Source organism: Streptomyces globisporus C-1027, assembly GCF_000261345.2.
Lineage (GTDB): Bacteria > Actinomycetota > Actinomycetes > Streptomycetales > Streptomycetaceae > Streptomyces > Streptomyces pakalii.
On record NZ_CP013738.1, the window covers coordinates 5124909 to 5140369 of the forward strand.

The window sequence follows — 15461 nt, forward strand, 5'->3', positions numbered from 1 at the left end:
GACGAAGGCTCCGGGTGGGTGCGCTCACCCGGACCCGGCGGCTCAGATGTTGCTCAACTCCGGTGAGATTCGGGCCCGCCCGGGTAGCAGTGGATCATGAGCCTGTTCCGGAAGCCGCAGCCCCTCGCCGTCCTCGTCGTCCGTGACGCCCCCGATGTCGTCGCCGCACTGCGGAGTGCGCTGGAGGCCGCCCCGGACGCCGAGCGCCCCGGACTGGAGCACGCGCTCGCGCTGGCGGAGGAATCTGCCGGGCGCCCGGACGGCGAGCTGCGCGGCCGGTGGGTGCGCCAGCGGCTCGACGCCGCCGGGCACCAGGGCCCGGCGGACTCCGTGGAGGCCATCAAGATCCTGCGGCAGGCCGAGCCCGGGCTGACGCTGCTCCAGGCCGTGACGTACGCCAAGGAGGCCGCGGCGGCGGAAGCCTGACCCGGACGGGCGCGAGGCGGAAGCACCTGCCGGGGCGTCGCGTGCCCCGATCCGGCCCGGCCGCGACGCGGACCGTCACACGCCGTCCATCGCGCCCGCCGACGCGAGGAGCAGGGCCGTGCCGACGCCCTGCTCCTCGGCCGTGCGGAGCAGCGCCGCGTCCCCCGCCTCCGCCACGGCCGCGCTGGTCGGGTCGTCGGGCACGGGACCGCCCGCGTACGCCGCCGTCGCCGGGGCCATCGCCGTGAGCCAGTCCGCGACCAGGGTGCCGAACTCCTTCTGGTCGATCCCGGAGTCTGCCACCAGCGCGGCCGCGTGCCGGGCCCCGGCGAACATGGCGGTCATCGCGCTGAGCAGCGCCACGTCGTGGAGTGCGGCGAACCCGGGGTCGGCGCCGACGTACCGGGTGGCGACGGGCACGGCCAGCGTCGCGCGGTGGGCGTCGAAGACCTCGCGGGAGCCGCTGTAGAAGACGTAACCCCCGGCCTCCGGAACCCCGATCATCGGCGGCACGGCCATGATCCCGCCGTCCAGGAAGCGGGCGCCGCGCTCGTTCGCCCAGGCCGCGCGGGTCCGCGACTCGGCCGGGGTGGAGGTGGTGAGGTCGACCAGGTCCTTGCCCGTGAGGTCGGCCTCCGCCAGCGTCGCGCGGACCGACGCGTCGTCCAGCAGGCAGGTCACGACGAGCGGGCTCGCGGCCACCGCCTCGGCCGCCGTCGCGGCCACCCGCGCTCCGGCGGCGGCGAGTTCGGCGGTCCGGCCGGGGCTGCGGTTCCAGATGGTCAGGGGGTGCCCGGCGGCGAGCCAGGTGCGGGCGAGGGCGGCACCCATCGAGCCGAGGCCGAGCAGGGTGAGAGGGGCGGGGGAGGCGGAGGCAACGGCGTTGTCGGACATGCCGATTAGGCTGGTCGAAGGCTCCGAAGGCAACAAGTACGCACTACGGAGTGGGTGGTTACCTCGTGGATAGCGAGCAGGCGGGGAGGGGTGGACGGGCGATGACACGGATCGTACGGAGGCCGGGGGCGTTCGTCTGCGGGATCGACGCGGCGATGGACGTGATCGGCGGCAAGTGGAAGGTGCTCATCCTGTGGGCGCTGAACGAGAAGACCTGCCGCTTCGGTGAGCTGCGGCGCGCCGTGCCCGGGGTGACGGAGAAGGTGCTCAGCTCCCATCTCAAGGAACTGGAGGACGACGGCATCGTGCACCGCGAGGTGTACGCCGAGGTGCCGCCGCGCGTGGAGTATTCGCTCACCCCGCTGGGCCTCTCGCTGAACGCGGCGCTGGAACCGCTGGGGGCGTGGGGGCGCGACCACATCTACCGGGGGGCGGAGGAGTCCGGTGCTGAGGCCGCTGTCGGCGCTGCTGTCGAGCCTGCCGCCGAGCCCGTGGCAGGGCTGGGGAAGCGGTAGCCGTAGCCGCGGCCGGAATTGACCCCTTGTGATGGCCTGACATCTGCGCAAACATGCGCATGTCAAAAGCCGGAAGATCTCCGGCCCTTGGCATCACTGGAGGTACCCCCCACATGAACAAGCCTCTCGTCGGTGCGTTTCTTGCTGCCCTGCTCCTGGGAGCCGGTGCCGCGCCCGTCGTCGCAGCCGAACCCGCACAGCAGGCCCAGGCGCAGGAAACCGCATCCAAGGCCGTCCCCGAGGCGAAGGCCGTGACCTTCGCCGGGACCGTCGCGCTCAGCAACTGTTCGGGCTCCGTCGTCCGTTCGCCCGACTCCGCCCCCACCGACCCCGCTCTCGTGCTCTCCAACGGGCACTGCCTGGAGTCCGGCTTCCCGGGCCCCGGCGAGGTCGTCGTCGACCAGCCGTCCTCCCGGACCTTCACCCTGCTCAACGCCTCGGGCGACGGTGTCGGCACGCTGAAGGCGAGCAAGATCGCGTACGGCACGATGACCGACACCGATCTCTCGCTCTACGAAACGACCTCCACCTACCAGCAGATCGAGGACAGCTACGGCATCCAGGCGCTGGAGCTGGAGACCGCCCGCCCGACGGCGGGCACCGCCATCACGGTCGCCTCCGGCTACTGGAAGCGCACCTACAGCTGCGACATCGACGGCTTCGTCCACCAGCTCAAGGAGGGCCGGTGGACCTGGAAGGACTCGGTCCGCTACACCCCCGAGTGCCAGACCATCGGCGGTACGTCCGGCTCGCCGGTGATCGACGACGCCACCGGCAAGGTGGTCGCCGTCAACAACACCGGTAACGAGAGCGGCCAGGAGTGCACGGACAACAACCCGTGCGAGGTCGACGAGAACGGCGAGGTCACCGTCCGCGAGGGCATCAACTACGCCCAGCAGACGTACAACATGGTCCCGTGCATCGGGGCCGGCAGCACGATCGACCTCAACCGTGAGGGCTGCGGGCTGCCCAAGCCGTAGTCGCCCCGTCGCACAGGCGCGTCGGCCGGGTCCGGCCCCGGTCAGGTCCGGCCGACACGCGCCGCCTCGATCCCGTCCAGCAGCACCCCGAGCCCCACCCGGAACGTCTCGCGCGCCTCCCGCTCCGGATACGGCACCGCCTCGGCGCCCTCGGTCCCTTCGCCCGGATACGGCTCCACCGGCCCCTCCGCCTCCAGACCGCTCACCGCAGGGAAGCGCTCCGCGAAGTCCGGGACCAGCTCCAGCAGCGCCGCCGAACGCGCCGCCCACCACTCCTCGTCGGAGCTCCCGGTCGCCGCGGCGGCCAGCCTCGCGTCGGCCACCGCCTGCGCCGAGCCCCGGACGAACGGGAACAGGGTCCCCACCAGCCGCCGCAGCACCCCCGCTTCGAGCCCGGTCGCCCGCAACAGGGTCACCAGCGTGTCCAGGCCCGCGTACTCGTGCGGACCCAGCACCGGCCGCGCCTGCGAGACCTGGAGGACCCAGGGGTGGCGGACGTGGAACTCCAGGACCTCCCCGGCCCACGCGGTGAGCGCCGCCCGCCAGTCGGCCGGGTCCGACTCCGGGTATGCGGTGGGCAGTTCGGCGTGGACGGCGTCGTACATCAGGTCCAGCAGCTCGCTCTTGCCGGGGACGTAGGTGTAGAGCGCCATCGCCGTGCGCCCGAGCCGGTCGCCGACCGCGCGCATCGACAGGGCCCCCATCCCCTCCTCGTCCGCGAGCGCCACGGCCGCCGCCACGATCGCGTCCACGCTCAGCCGGGGCTTGGGCCCCGGGCCGCCGCGCGTCGGCGGCGGGGCGTCCGTGCGCCACAGGAGGGAGAGGGAACGGCGCGGATCGCCCTGCCCGGCGAAGACCACCACTTGCGACTCCTTACGGCGTAAAGTAACGTCCGGCGGGTCATTCCTTACGCCGTAAGGTATCAAGCTCCACGGGAGAGGGGGCGGGTTGCGATGGGTCAGGCGCTGCCGGTCACGTACGTACGGGTCGTGGACGTCGAGCGGGTCACCCCCGGGACGGCGAGGATCGGCTTCACCGCCGACGAGCTGCCCGGGCTCATGGAGGACCGCCCGGACCAGCAGATGAAGCTGTGCCTGCCGCGCGCCGGACAGGCCGTGCCCCGACTGCCGGAGCGGGACGCCGACGACCCGTACGGCATGCGCTGGTACGAGGCGTACCTCGCGGTCCCGGAGGCGGAGCGGCCCTGGATGCGCAGCTTCACCGTCCGCTCGTACGACCGCGAACGCAACGTGATGGCCGTGGACTTCGTGCTGCACGGCGAGGGCGGGCCCGCCGCGCGCTGGGGTGCGAGCGCCCGGGTGGGCGACGTCCTCGGCATGGTCGGCCCGTCCTCCCTCTACGCCCGCCCGCTGCCCGCCGCCCGGCGGATGCTCCTCGCCGGGGACGAGACCGCGCTCCCGGCCATCGCCACGGTGCTGGAGGTGCTGCCCGCCGGGACCGGGGCCGTCGTGTACGCCGAGGTCGCGGGCGCGGCGGAGGAACGGGAGCTGCCGCCCGCCTCCGGGGGCGCCGAGGTCCGCTGGGTGCACCGCGACCGGGGCGGCTCGCTGGTGGACGCCGTACGGGACGCCGGAGCGGACCTCGACGGGGTGGACGCGGCCTGGGTGGCGGGCGAGGCGTCCGCCGTGCGGGCGCTGCGCCGCCATCTGGTCGAGGACCGTGAACTGCCCAAGGCCGCCGTCGAGTTCAGCGGCTACTGGCGGCGCGCGCTCACCCAGGACGACGCCCCCACCGAGGAGGACCTCGCCTGGGCGGCCGAGCGCGCGGCGGACGCTTCGTAGGGCCTCGCGCGGCGGGCGGCTCACCCGTGAGCGGTCAGGCGGCCCCGGCTCCCCTGACCGCCTTGCCCGCCAGCACGGACGTCCGCTTGCCGTCCTCGATGACGAACCGGCCGTCGATCAGGACGTGCGGGATGCCCACCGGCAGTGTGCGCGGCTCATCGAACGTCGAGCCCGCCGCCACCGTCTCCGGATCGAACAGCACCAGGTCCGCGCGGTAGCCCTCGCGCACCAGGCCCCGGTCCGCCAGCCGCAGCCGGGCGGCCGGGCGCGAGGTCAGGTGGGCGACGCACTCCTCCAGCGAGAGGATGCCCAACTCCCGTGCGTAACGGCCGAGATACTGCGGGAACGTGCCGTACGCCCGGGGGTGCGGCTTGTCGCCCTGGAGGATGCCGTCGCTGCCGCCGGTGTGCACCGGGTGGCGCATGATCTGCTGGACGTTCTCCTCGTGGCCCACATGCTGGAGGATCGTCGTCCCGAGCCGGTCCTCGGTGAGCAGTTGCCGCGCGGTCACCCAGGGCTCCTCGCCCCGCAGCCGTGCCGACTCCTCGACCGTACGGCCCACGTACTCACCCAGCTGCGGTGCGCTCACCCCGGAGATCTCGATGGTGTCCCACTCGATCGGCACCCCGTGGCAGCCGTCCGAGCCCAGCACCTCCAGATGGTGCCGGATCTTCTCCGCGCTCACCGGGTCCGCGAGCCGGGTCAGGACCGACTCCGGCCCGCCCTCGCTCGCCCAACTCGGCAGCATGGCAACGAGCGTGGTGCAGCCGGGAGTGTACGGGTAGGTGTCGAGCGAGATGTCGGCCCCGGTGGCCAGCGCGCCGTCCAGGAGGGCCAGCAGGTCGGGCGCCTTGCCCTTGTTCACGCCGAAGTTCATGGTGGCGTGGGCGAGATGGAGGGCGCAGCCGGCGTGGTGCGTCAGCTGCACCATCTCCTCGTACGCTTCGAGCGCGCCCGCTCCGTAACTGCGGTGGTGCGGGCAGTAGTAGCCGCCGTGGCGGGCCACCACCCGGCAGAGCTCGGTGAGTTCGGCGTCGTCCGCGTACATTCCGGGCGTGTAGGTCAGCCCGGACGACATGCCGACCGCACCCTCGCGCATGCCCTGGTCCACCAGCTCCCGCATCCGGGCCAGTTCGGCGTCGGTGGCGGGCCGGTCGTCCCAGCCGACCGCGTACATCCGGACCGTGCCCTGCGGGATCAGATAGGCGGCGTTGACCGCGATGCCCTGGCCGCCGAAGTTGCGGTCCAGGCGGTCCAGATAGCCGCCGACCGTGCGCCAGTCGAAGTCGATGTCGCTCCCGTCGCCGTTCCAGCCGGCGATGGAGCGGCGGACCTCGGCGAGCGTCCGGTCGTCGACGGGGGCGTACGACATCCCGTCCTGGCCCAGCACTTCGAGGGTGACGCCCTGCGCCGCCTTCGCGCTGTGGTCCGGGTCGCGCAGCAGCGCCAGATCGCTGTGGGCGTGCATGTCGATGAAGCCGGGGGCGAGCACGAGGCCGTCCGCGTCCACGGTCCGGGCGGCGGTGGGGCGGGGGCCGGGGGAGCCCTCGGTGTGGATCTCGGCTATGCGGCCGCCGTCGAGGGCCACATCGGCGCGGTAGGAGGGCTCGCCGGTGCCGTCGACGACGAGCGCGTCACGCAGGACCAGGTCCATGGGTGGCCTTTCGGGGCGGGAGGGCAGGGGCAGGGAAGGGGCGGCTGCTCAGAAGAACGTGCGGATGTAGTCCGTGACCGTGCCGTCCGCCTCGACCAGCGGGATCAGCTGCCACTTGTCGAAGCTGGTGCAGGGGTGCGAGAGGCCCATGCCGACCCAGTCGCCCACCTCCAGCTCGGCCCCTGCCTCCGTCCGCACCCAGGTGTGCTGGTCGGAGAGGCCGGTGACCGTGACCCCGGTGGCGGGCCGCACCGAGCCGTCCCGGCCGGAGCGGACCACCTGCGCCTCGGGCAGATCGAGGTCGTACGCCGCGTCCCGCTTGCCCGCGTTCAGGAACGCCTGCTCGCCGGTCGGACGGGAGACGACCTGCGCCCAGAGCCGGAAGGCGGGCTCCAGGGTCCCCTCCTCGGGGACGCGGTTGAAGGGGGTCAGGTGCTTGTAGTGGCCGTCGTCGTGCGAGACGTACGCGCCGGAGCGCAGCAACTTCAGCACGGGCAGGCTCAGTTCGGGGATCTCGGCGAAGACGTCCGCGACCGCGTCGAACCAGGCGCTGCCGCCCGCGCTGATCACGATCTCCTCGGCCCCGGCGAACCGCTTCTCGCCGTCGAAGGCGGCCGCCAGCGCGACGAGCCGCCGCAGCCACGCCCGTACCCGCTCGGGGTCGGCGTCCGGCACCTCGCCCTCGTACCCGGCGACGCCCACCAGACGCAGCGACCCGGCCGCCGCCACCGCGTCGGCGACCGCGACGCAGTCGGCCTCCGTGCGGGCTCCGGTGCGCGCGCCCTCGCCCGCGCCCAGCTCGACGACCACGTCGACCGGGCGGGTGGCGCCGGCGGCGCTGAGGGCCTCGTCCATCAGCTCGACGCCGCGCACGGAGTCGGCGTAACAGACGAAGCGGAACGACGGGTCGGCCGTCATCTCGCCGGCCAGCCAGCGCAGGGCGACCGGGTCGACCAGTTCGTTGGCGAGGAAGATCCGGCCGATCCCGTACGCCCGGTAGACCCGCGCCTGGTGCGGTACGGCGGCCGTGATGCCCCACGCGCCGCGCTCCAGCTGGTCCGCGAAGAGCTGCGGGGACATGGACGTCTTGCCGTGCGGGGCGAACGCGAGGCCGTGGCGCTCCGCGTACGTCTCCAGGAGGTCGAGGTTGTGCGCCACCGACTCGGCGGCGAGCGCGAGGACGGGGGTGGTGAACCCGCCGGTGAAGAGGTTGCGGCGCTCGGCGGCCAGCGCCCCGACGGTCAGGCCCTCCGCGTCCGGCGGCAGAGCTTTGAACCGGTGGTCGACGCGCTCGTCGGCGAGGGAGGCCGTGAGGGATGCCGCGGAGGGTGCGGAGGACGCGGTGCGGTCGGTGGGGCTTTCGGCTGCCAAGGGGAGCTCCTCGAAGTTCGTTGCAACATATGCAACACCCATTGCGTATATCGCTCAACGCTGTCTAACATCCGAGCCGATGCCCGGTCAATGGTGACCACCGGCCCGCACGCCGATCAGCGAGGAGCCCTCAGTGTCCGGACCCGCAGCAGGGACGGCCGTCGCCGCCACGACCACCGATGTCGTCTGTCTCGGTGAGTCCATGGTGACGTTCCTGCCTTCGCAGCCCGGCCGCCTCGCCGACGTGCCCTCCTTCGGGCGCGGGATCGGCGGGGCCGAGTCCAACGTGGCCTGCGCGCTCGCCGCCGCCGGGCACCGGGCGGCCTGGGTCGGCCGGATCGGCGCGGACGGGTTCGGCGACCATCTCGTCGAGACGATCGCGTCGTACGGGGTCGACACGTCGGCGGTCCGCCGCGATCCTTTCCGCCCGACCGGCATCTACTTCCGTACGGCCACGGACCGGGGGACCGACACGCACGAGGTCGCGTACTACCGGGCGGGATCGGCGGCGTCCGCGATGTCGCCGGCGAACGTGCCGTACGAGGAGCTGTTCGCGGGGCGCATCCTGCATCTTTCGGGGATCACGGCGGCGTTGTCCGGCGACTGCCTGGCGCTGCTGCGCGAGCTGACGGCCGCGCGGCCGGGGCGGCCGCTGGTGTCCTTCGACGTGAACCACCGGCCGCATCTGTGGCGGGGCGGCGACGCGGATGCGTCGGTGCTGCTGGAGCTGGCGCGGCGGGCCGATCTGGTGTTCGTCGGGGAGGACGAGGCGGAGGAGGCGTGGGGGATCGTGGGCGCGGAGGCGATCCGGGCGGCGGTTCCCGAGCCGTCCGTGCTCGTGGTGAAGCGGGGGAGTGCGGGCGCGACGGTGTTCGCCTCGGGGCTCCGCCCCGGACCCCGCTCCTCAACCGCCGGAGGGGCTGAAAATGCCCCGGGCGCACGCTCCACGGCGGGCGGAGGCGCTGAAAATGCCCCGGGCGCACGCTCCACGGCGGGCGGAGGGGCTGAAGATGCCGCCGGAGCCCGCTCGTCGAGTGCGGGAGGGGCGGAAAGCGACGCCCGAAGGGCCGGAAGCGCCGGCCAAGGGGCTGAAGATGCCGACACGGCAGGTCCCGACACCGTCACCCACGTCCCCGCCCTCCGCGTCGACGTCGTCGCCGCCGTCGGTGCGGGCGACGCCTTCGCCGCCGGGTTCCTCTCCGCGACCCTGCGCGGGCTGCCCGTCCGTGACCGTGCCCGGCACGGGCATCTGATGGCCGCCGCCGTCCTCACCGTCCCCGGTGACCTCACCGAGCCGCCCGCCCGTGACCACGCCGACCGGCTCGTCGCCCTCGACGACGACGCCTGGGGGACACTTCGTCTCGGCCCCGGCTGGACCGCAGCCGACCGGGCCTCCGAGGAGGTACGCACACCATGAGCCAGACCGTCGACCGGGCGTTGAGCATCCTGCCGCTGCTCGCCCAGGGACCCGCCGACCTCGGCCAGGTCGCCGAGCGGCTCGGCGTCCACAAGTCCACGGCGCTGCGGCTGCTGCGTACGCTCCACGAGCACGGCCTCGTCTACCGCCAGGAGGACCAGCGCTACCGCCTCGGCGCCCGGCTGTTCGCCCTCGCGCAGGAGGCCGTCGAGAACCTCGACGTACGCGAGATCGCCCACCCCCACCTGGTCGCGCTCAACGACCGGTGCGGGCACACCGTCCACCTCGCCGTGTACGAGGAGCAGGAAGTCCTCTACATCGACAAGGTCGAGAGCCGCTACCCGGTCCGGATGTACTCCCGGATCGGGAAGCCCGTCGCGATCACCGTCGCGGCCGTCGCCAAGCTCCTGCTGGCCGACCTGACCGAGCCCGAGCGGCGCGTCATCGCCGAGAAGCTCGACTACCCCATGTACACGTCCCGTTCGACGCCCGACGCGGCCGCCTTCCTCAAGGAGCTGGCCGTCGTCCGCGAACAGGGCTGGGCCACCGACCTCGGTGGCCACGAGGAGTCCATCAACTGCATCGGCGCCCCCATCCGCGGCGCGGACGGGCGGGTCGTCGCGGCCATGTCGGTGTCCGCACCCAATGTGGTCGTCACGGCCGAGGAACTCCTCACCCTGCTCCCGCTGGTCCGGCGCACCGCCGAGACCATCAGCCGGGAGTACTCCGGCACCAACCGACCCAAGAAAGTCTGATCAGCCATGACCGAGAAGACCGCCCTCACCCCCTCCACCCACACCACGCCGCCCGCGAAGTTCTCGCACGGCGTGAAGAAGGGGAACATCCTCCAGGTCGCCGGCCAGGTCGGCTTCCTCCCCGCCGTCGAGGGCCAGGCCCCCACCCCGGCCGGCCCCACCCTGCGCGAGCAGACCCTCCAGACCTTCGCCAACGTCAAGGCGATCCTGGAGGAGGGCGGCGCGAGCTGGGACGACGTGATGATGATGCGCGTCTACCTCACGGACGTGGACCACTTCGCGGAGATGAACGAGATCTACAACGCGTACTTCGCCGAGCAGAACCTCAAGGAGGCCCCCTCGGCGCGCACGACCGTCTACGTGGGTCTCCCCAAGGGCCTGCTCATCGAGATCGACGCGCTCGCGGTGCTGAGCTGACGGTCCCGTATCCCCCAGGACCGTCCGGCTCTCTCCCCTCTGATCTGAATTCTTTGCTCCACACGCAGAACCACTCCCGCAGTACGCCGTACGGCGCGGCGCCCCGCTCCCCGGGGGCGCCGTGCCGCGCTCCCCCCTGCCCTCCAGCACCATCGGAGTCCCCATGCTGCTCGCCGCAACCCCCGCGCCGGCCGAGGCGCCACCGCACACCGGTGGACTGCTCCTCCTGATCGACGGCACCGCCGGTCTGCTGACCGTCGCCGCGCTCGGGATCGCCCTCCTGCTCTTCCTGATCATCAAGGTCAGGCTCCAGCCGTTCGTCGCCCTGCTCGCGGTCTCCATAGCCGTCGGCCTCGGCGCCGGGCTCTCGGTGACCGAACTCTTCGGCACCGTGCAGAAATCCGCCGCCGTCTCGGTCATCGAATCGGGCATGGGCGGCATCCTCGGCCATGTCGCGATCATCATCGGGCTCGGCACCATGCTCGGCGCGATCCTCGAAGTCTCCGGCGGGGCCGAGGTGTTGAGCGCCCGGCTGCTGAACCTCTTCGGTGAGAAGCGTGCCCCGCTCGCCATGGGGATGACCGGCCTCGTCTTCGGCATCCCGGTCTTCTTCGACGTCGGCATCTTCGTCCTCGCACCGATCGTGTACGCCGCCGCCAAGCGCTCCGGCAAATCGATTCTGCTTTATGCCATGCCCCTGCTGGCGGGCCTGTCGATGACCCACGCGTTCCTGCCGCCGCACCCCGGCCCGGTGGCCGCCGCCGGGCTCTTCAACGTGTCGCTCGGCTGGGTCATCCTGATGGGCGTCGTCGTCGGCATCCCGTCCGTCATCGCCGCCTGGGGCTACTCCGCCTGGATCGGCAAGCGGGTCTTCGTCGACGTACCGCAGGACATGGTGGAGGCCGCCGAGGAGGCCAAGGCCGCCGTCGCCGCCGAGCAGCGCGCCGCGGGCGTCACCCCGCACGAGAAGCCGGTCCCGCTCCTCACGGTCCTCGCGATCATCGGCACCCCGCTGGTCCTGATCCTCGCCGCGACGTTCTCCTCGATCGCCCTGGACCCGTCCACGCTGCGCTCGGTGATCGAGTTCTTCGGCAACCCGTTCGTCGCCCTGACGATCGCCCTGTTCCTCGCGTACTACCTGCTGGGCATCCGGCGCGGCTGGTCCCGCAAGTCCCTGGAGTCCGTCTCCACGTCCTCGCTCAAGCCCGTCGGCAACATCCTGCTGGTGGTCGGCGCGGGCGGCATCTTCGGCGCGGTCCTCAAGGGCAGCGGTATCGCGGACGCGCTCGCCGACACCTTCAACGACGTCGGCCTGCCCGTCATCCTGCTCGCCTGGCTGATCTCGGTCGTCCTGCGCGTCGCCCAGGGCTCCGCCACCGTCGCGATCGTCACCACGGCCGGGATCGTGGTCCCGCTCGTCGAGGGCCAGGACTTCTCCCAGGCCCACCTCGCGCTGATCATCATGGCGATCTCGGCGGGCTCGATCTTCGCCTCGCACGTGAACGACGGCGGCTTCTGGATGGTGTCGAAGTACTTCGGCATCAGCGAGCGCGACACCCTGAAGTCCTGGACGGTCCTGGAGACGGTGCTGTCGGTCGCGGGCTTCGTGGTCGCGGCGCTGCTGAGCCTGGTCATCTAGGGACTTTCCTCACGAGAGGCCCCTGGCTGCCCGTTCGTCCAGCGAACCGGCACACACCGTGACGTCCCGCGCCCCTGTCCCGCCCGATCCCCGCACACCCCCTTGTGCCGCCGTGCCGATTACGCTTCCTTGATCGGCATGGCGGAGACAAGCGCAACCACAGAGACAGGGGAGCCGGCCTCCCGACCACGTAAGTCCAGCTGGAAGTACATCGGCCCCGGCATCGTCGTCGCGGCGACCGGGGTCGGGGCCGGCGACCTGGTCGCGACGCTGATCGCGGGCAGCAAGTTCGGCTACACCCTGATGTGGGCGGCGGTGATCGGCTGCGTCGTCAAGATCTCGCTCGCCGAGGCCGCCGGCCGCTGGCACCTGGCGACCGGCCGCACGCTCTTCGACGGCTGGCGCAGCCTGGGCCCCTGGACCACGGTCTACTTCGCGATCTACGTCGTGGTCTGGGGCTTCATCTACGGGGCGACGGCCATGTCCTCCAGCGCCCTGCCCATCGTGGCGCTGTTCCCCGACGGTCCTGGGCTGAAGTTCTGGGCGATCGTGACCGGGCTGATCGGGCTGGCCTTCGTCTGGTTCAACCGGTACGCCGTCTTCGAGAAGGTCATGACGGTCCTGATCGGCATCATGTTCGTGGTGGTCATGTACGTGGCCATCCGGGTCGTCCCGGACGTCGGGGCCTCGTTCGCCGGACTGCTGCCCGTGCTCCCGGACGGCTCACTCCTCTACACCCTCGGACTGATCGGCGGCGTCGGCGGCACGATCACCATGGCCGCCTACGGGTACTGGGTCAACGCCAAGGGCTGGAGCAACTCCTCCTGGATGAAGGTGATGCGGCTCGACAACCGGGTCGCCTACATCACCACCGGGCTCTTCGTCGTGGCGATGCTCATCGTCGGCGCCGAGCTGCTGCACGCCTCGCAGATCGCCCTCACCTCCGGCGACCGCGGTCTTGTCGACCTGGGCAAGGTGCTGGAGGACCGCTTCGGCGCGGGTACGGCCAAGCTCTTCCTGGTCGGCTTCTTCGCCACGTCGTTCTCGTCGCTGATCGGCGTCTGGCACGGGGTGAGCCTGATGTTCGCCGACTTCGTGGAGCGGTTCCGGGCCCCGGCGGCCGGGGCGGCGAAGACGGAGGAGCACGAGGGGGCGGACGTCGCCGAGCGCCGGCAGCGCTCGCTGCCCTTCCGCGCGTACCTCCTCTGGCTGACCTTCCCGCCGATGACGCTGCTCTGGCTGGACCAGCCCTTCGGCCTGGTCATCGCGTACGGGGTGCTCGGCGCGTTCTTCATGCCGTTCCTGGCCCTGACCCTGCTCTGGCTGCTCAACTCCTCCCGTACGCCGGGGGAGTGGCGCAACGGATGGGTCAGCAACGGGATGCTCGCCCTCTCCGGGCTGCTGTTCGTCGTCCTGTGCGTCCAGCAGGTGCGCGACCTGCCCTGGTGACGGGCGGGCGCCCACGTAACGCCGCAGCGCCGCCGGGGGAGCGGCGGCGCTGCAGGTTCTGAGGATGCGTCGGTGTTACGGGATACGGGTTACGGCAGGCTGCGGACGTGCGGGCCGACCGCCTTCGACCAGGCGAACCCGGCCGTCGCGTCCCAGTTCGTCGACCAGGTCATCGCCCCGCGCAGCGACGGGTAGGTCTTCGACGGCTTGAACGAACCGCAGTTGGTGCCCTTGGTCAGGCAGTCCAGCGCCGCGTTGACGATGGACGGGGCGACGTAGCCGCTGCCCGCGCCACGGGTGGAGGCCGGGACGCCGATGCCGACCTGGGACGGGTCGAGGCCGCCCTCCAGCTGGATGCAGGCGAGCGCGGTGAGGAAGTCCACCGAACCCTGCGAGTAGACCTTGCCGTCGCAGCCGAGCATCGAACCGCTGTTGTAGTACTGCATGTTGACGACGGTCAGGATGTCCTTGATGTTGAGCGCCGTCTTGAAGTACTCGCCCGACGTCGACTGCATGTCGATCGTCTGCGGAGCCATCGTGATGACCAGTCCGCTGCCCGCCTTTGCCGACAGCTGGCGCAGCGCCTTCGTCATGTAGGTGGCGTTGAGACCGTTCTCCAGGTCGATGTCGACCCCGTTGAAGCCGTAGTCCTGCATCAGCGCGTACACCGAGTTGGCGAACGCGGTGGCGGAGGCGTCGTTGTCGACCCGGACCGTGCCCAGCTCGCCGCCGATCGAGATGATGACGTTCTTGCCCTGGGCCTGCTTGGTCTTGATGTCGGCCCGGAACTGGGCGTCGGTGTAGCCGTTCAGCCCGGCCGTGTCCAGGTTGAAGGTGACCTGGCCCGGGGTCGGCGTGGCGTCCGCGAAGGAGACCGCGATGATGTCGTAGTCGGCCGGGACGTCGGTGAGCTTCTGGACGGCCGCGCCGTTGTTGAAGTTCTGCCAGTAGCCGGTGACCGCGTGCTTGGGCACGGAGGTGCCGGGGCCGGGGCCCGTGCCCTCCTTCGCCGTACGGGCGCTGATGGCCGCCGACTTGACCGACTCTCCGGCCGCGTTGGTGGCGCTCACCGAGAACTGGTAGGCGGTGTCCGCGGTCAGACCCGTGACGGTCGCCGAGGTCCCGGTGGAGGTGGTCGCCTGCACGCCGTTCCGGTACACCTTGTAGCCTGTGGCACCGGAGACGGCGTTCCAGGACAGGGCGACGGAGGACGTGGTCGTGGCGCCCGCCGTGAGGCCGGCCGGGGCCGCCGGGATGACCGGTCCGGGCTCCTCGCCGCCCCCGCCGTCGGGCCCGGTCACCTCGATGTCGTCGGCGAAGTAGGCGGCCTGTCCGTACCAGCCGTGGGTGTAGACGGTCACCGACGTGGTGTTCGCGCCGGTCTTGAAGCTGGTGGAGAGCTTGGTCCAGGAGGAGGAGCCCGGCGTCCAGGTGGAGACGTCCGTGGTGCCCGTGCCGCTCACGCCGAGGTAGGCGTAGCCGCCCTGCACCCAGGAGCTGAGTGCGTACGTCGAATTGGGCTTCACCTTGACCGACTGCGAGCACTTGGCGTTGTCCTGGCCGGCCGGGGTGGCCTTCAGCGCGGACGTACCGCTGCGCACGGGCGAGGAGACGGCGGCGCCGCTGCCCCCGGAACAGGTCCAGTTGGCGAGGCCCGACTCGAAGCCCGCGTTCCTGGCGTTGTTGATGTCGGCGGCCTGGGCGGTGCTGACGAGCCCGGTGACGGTCAGGGCGGCGGCCGTGGCGACGGCGAGGGTGCCACCGAGCAGGGGCCGGGAGCGGCGGTGTCTTCTGCGACTGCGGCCTGCTGAGCGTTCCACTGGTGCCTCCGGGGGGAGTTGGGGGGTGCCGGGGATGGGCGGTGCGGTGCAGTGCGCATAAACTGGTCCAGACCAATCAAGTTGTCAAGACCTCTGGCGGCGAAAGGCCGTCCGCCGAGGCGGGTGCGAGGGGGAGCGGTCACCCCCGTACGGGGGTGCCGGCCGGCGGATTCCCGGTACGGGGGCGACGCCGCGAGCGCGCGCGGCCCCCCGCACGAGTGATCTTGCGGGAGATCTCCGGACGGTCACGGAAACGCCCTTACGAAAAGGGAGTCCGTCGCCCCGGAATCCAGGATGACGTGCGCGAATGGATATGTGATCG

General features: G+C 71.7%; 14 protein-coding genes. 9 read left to right on the plus strand and 5 right to left on the minus strand.

Annotated features, from left to right (window positions below; genetic code table 11):
• The first annotated feature begins 96 nt into the window (after nucleotides 1–96).
• Nucleotides 97–426: a hypothetical protein gene (locus WQO_RS22710; protein ID WP_010058458.1), complete on the plus strand. Its 330-nt coding sequence runs from the start codon at nucleotides 97–99 to the stop codon at nucleotides 424–426.
• Nucleotides 427–501: 75 nt separating this feature from the next.
• On the opposite strand, the gene WQO_RS22715 is transcribed toward WQO_RS22710, so the two are convergent.
• Nucleotides 502–1320: an NAD(P)-dependent oxidoreductase gene (locus WQO_RS22715; RefSeq protein ID WP_010058457.1), complete on the minus strand. Its 819-nt coding sequence runs from the start codon at nucleotides 1318–1320 to the stop codon at nucleotides 502–504.
• Between the two features lie 101 nt (nucleotides 1321–1421).
• Between WQO_RS22715 and WQO_RS22720 the strand changes: the two genes are divergently transcribed.
• The gene (locus WQO_RS22720; RefSeq protein WP_010058456.1) at nucleotides 1422–1835 is read left to right on the plus strand and encodes a winged helix-turn-helix transcriptional regulator; all 414 of its coding nucleotides are present in this window, start codon (nucleotides 1422–1424) and stop codon (nucleotides 1833–1835) included.
• Nucleotides 1836–1948: 113 nt separating this feature from the next.
• Nucleotides 1949–2815, plus strand: a complete 867-nt coding sequence (locus WQO_RS22725; protein WP_010058454.1) for a S1 family peptidase — start codon at nucleotides 1949–1951, stop codon at nucleotides 2813–2815.
• Between the two features lie 41 nt (nucleotides 2816–2856).
• Here WQO_RS22725 and WQO_RS22730 read toward each other — a convergent pair whose 3' ends face one another.
• Nucleotides 2857–3678 (minus strand): TetR/AcrR family transcriptional regulator C-terminal domain-containing protein, encoded by an 822-nt coding sequence (locus tag WQO_RS22730; RefSeq protein WP_010058453.1) that lies wholly within the window; start codon nucleotides 3676–3678, stop codon nucleotides 2857–2859.
• Nucleotides 3679–3768: 90 nt separating this feature from the next.
• Here WQO_RS22730 and WQO_RS22735 point away from each other — a divergent pair, with 90 nt between their 5' ends.
• Nucleotides 3769–4617 carry a siderophore-interacting protein gene (locus tag WQO_RS22735; protein ID WP_010058452.1) on the plus strand — a complete coding sequence of 283 codons (849 nt, stop codon included), beginning with the start codon at nucleotides 3769–3771 and terminating at the stop codon, nucleotides 4615–4617.
• A 34-nt stretch (nucleotides 4618–4651) separates the two neighbouring features.
• Here WQO_RS22735 and WQO_RS22740 read toward each other — a convergent pair whose 3' ends face one another.
• Both WQO_RS22740 and WQO_RS22745 read right to left on the minus strand, forming a co-directional pair.
• Entirely contained in the window at nucleotides 4652–6271 is a 1620-nt protein-coding gene (locus tag WQO_RS22740) for an N-acyl-D-amino-acid deacylase family protein (protein WP_010058451.1), read from the minus strand.
• A 48-nt stretch (nucleotides 6272–6319) separates the two neighbouring features.
• Complete coding sequence (locus WQO_RS22745) at nucleotides 6320–7642, minus strand: type III PLP-dependent enzyme domain-containing protein (protein WP_010058450.1); 1323 nt, start codon at nucleotides 7640–7642, stop codon at nucleotides 6320–6322.
• Between the two features lie 133 nt (nucleotides 7643–7775).
• On the opposite strand from WQO_RS22745, the gene WQO_RS22750 reads away from it, so the two are divergent.
• From WQO_RS22750 to WQO_RS22770, 5 genes are all read left to right on the plus strand, one after another.
• Nucleotides 7776–9059, plus strand: a complete 1284-nt coding sequence (locus WQO_RS22750; RefSeq protein WP_058954069.1) for a sugar kinase — start codon at nucleotides 7776–7778, stop codon at nucleotides 9057–9059.
• Nucleotides 9056–9814, plus strand: a complete 759-nt coding sequence (locus WQO_RS22755) for an IclR family transcriptional regulator (protein ID WP_010058448.1) — start codon at nucleotides 9056–9058, stop codon at nucleotides 9812–9814. The genes WQO_RS22750 and WQO_RS22755 overlap by 4 nt, the downstream gene beginning before the upstream one ends.
• A 6-nt stretch (nucleotides 9815–9820) precedes the next feature.
• Nucleotides 9821–10231 carry a RidA family protein gene (locus WQO_RS22760; RefSeq protein ID WP_006127176.1) on the plus strand — a complete coding sequence of 137 codons (411 nt, stop codon included), beginning with the start codon at nucleotides 9821–9823 and terminating at the stop codon, nucleotides 10229–10231.
• Nucleotides 10232–10394: 163 nt separating this feature from the next.
• Nucleotides 10395–11870 carry a GntP family permease gene (locus tag WQO_RS22765; protein WP_010058445.1) on the plus strand — a complete coding sequence of 492 codons (1476 nt, stop codon included), beginning with the start codon at nucleotides 10395–10397 and terminating at the stop codon, nucleotides 11868–11870.
• A 138-nt stretch (nucleotides 11871–12008) separates the two neighbouring features.
• A complete protein-coding gene (locus WQO_RS22770; protein WP_029182087.1) occupies nucleotides 12009–13319 on the plus strand; it encodes an Nramp family divalent metal transporter in 1311 nt (436 codons plus the stop codon).
• Nucleotides 13320–13408: 89 nt separating this feature from the next.
• Here WQO_RS22770 and WQO_RS22775 read toward each other — a convergent pair whose 3' ends face one another.
• Nucleotides 13409–15139, minus strand: a complete 1731-nt coding sequence (locus tag WQO_RS22775) for a chitinase (RefSeq protein WP_010058442.1) — start codon at nucleotides 15137–15139, stop codon at nucleotides 13409–13411.
• Between the last annotated feature and the right edge of the window lie 322 nt (nucleotides 15140–15461).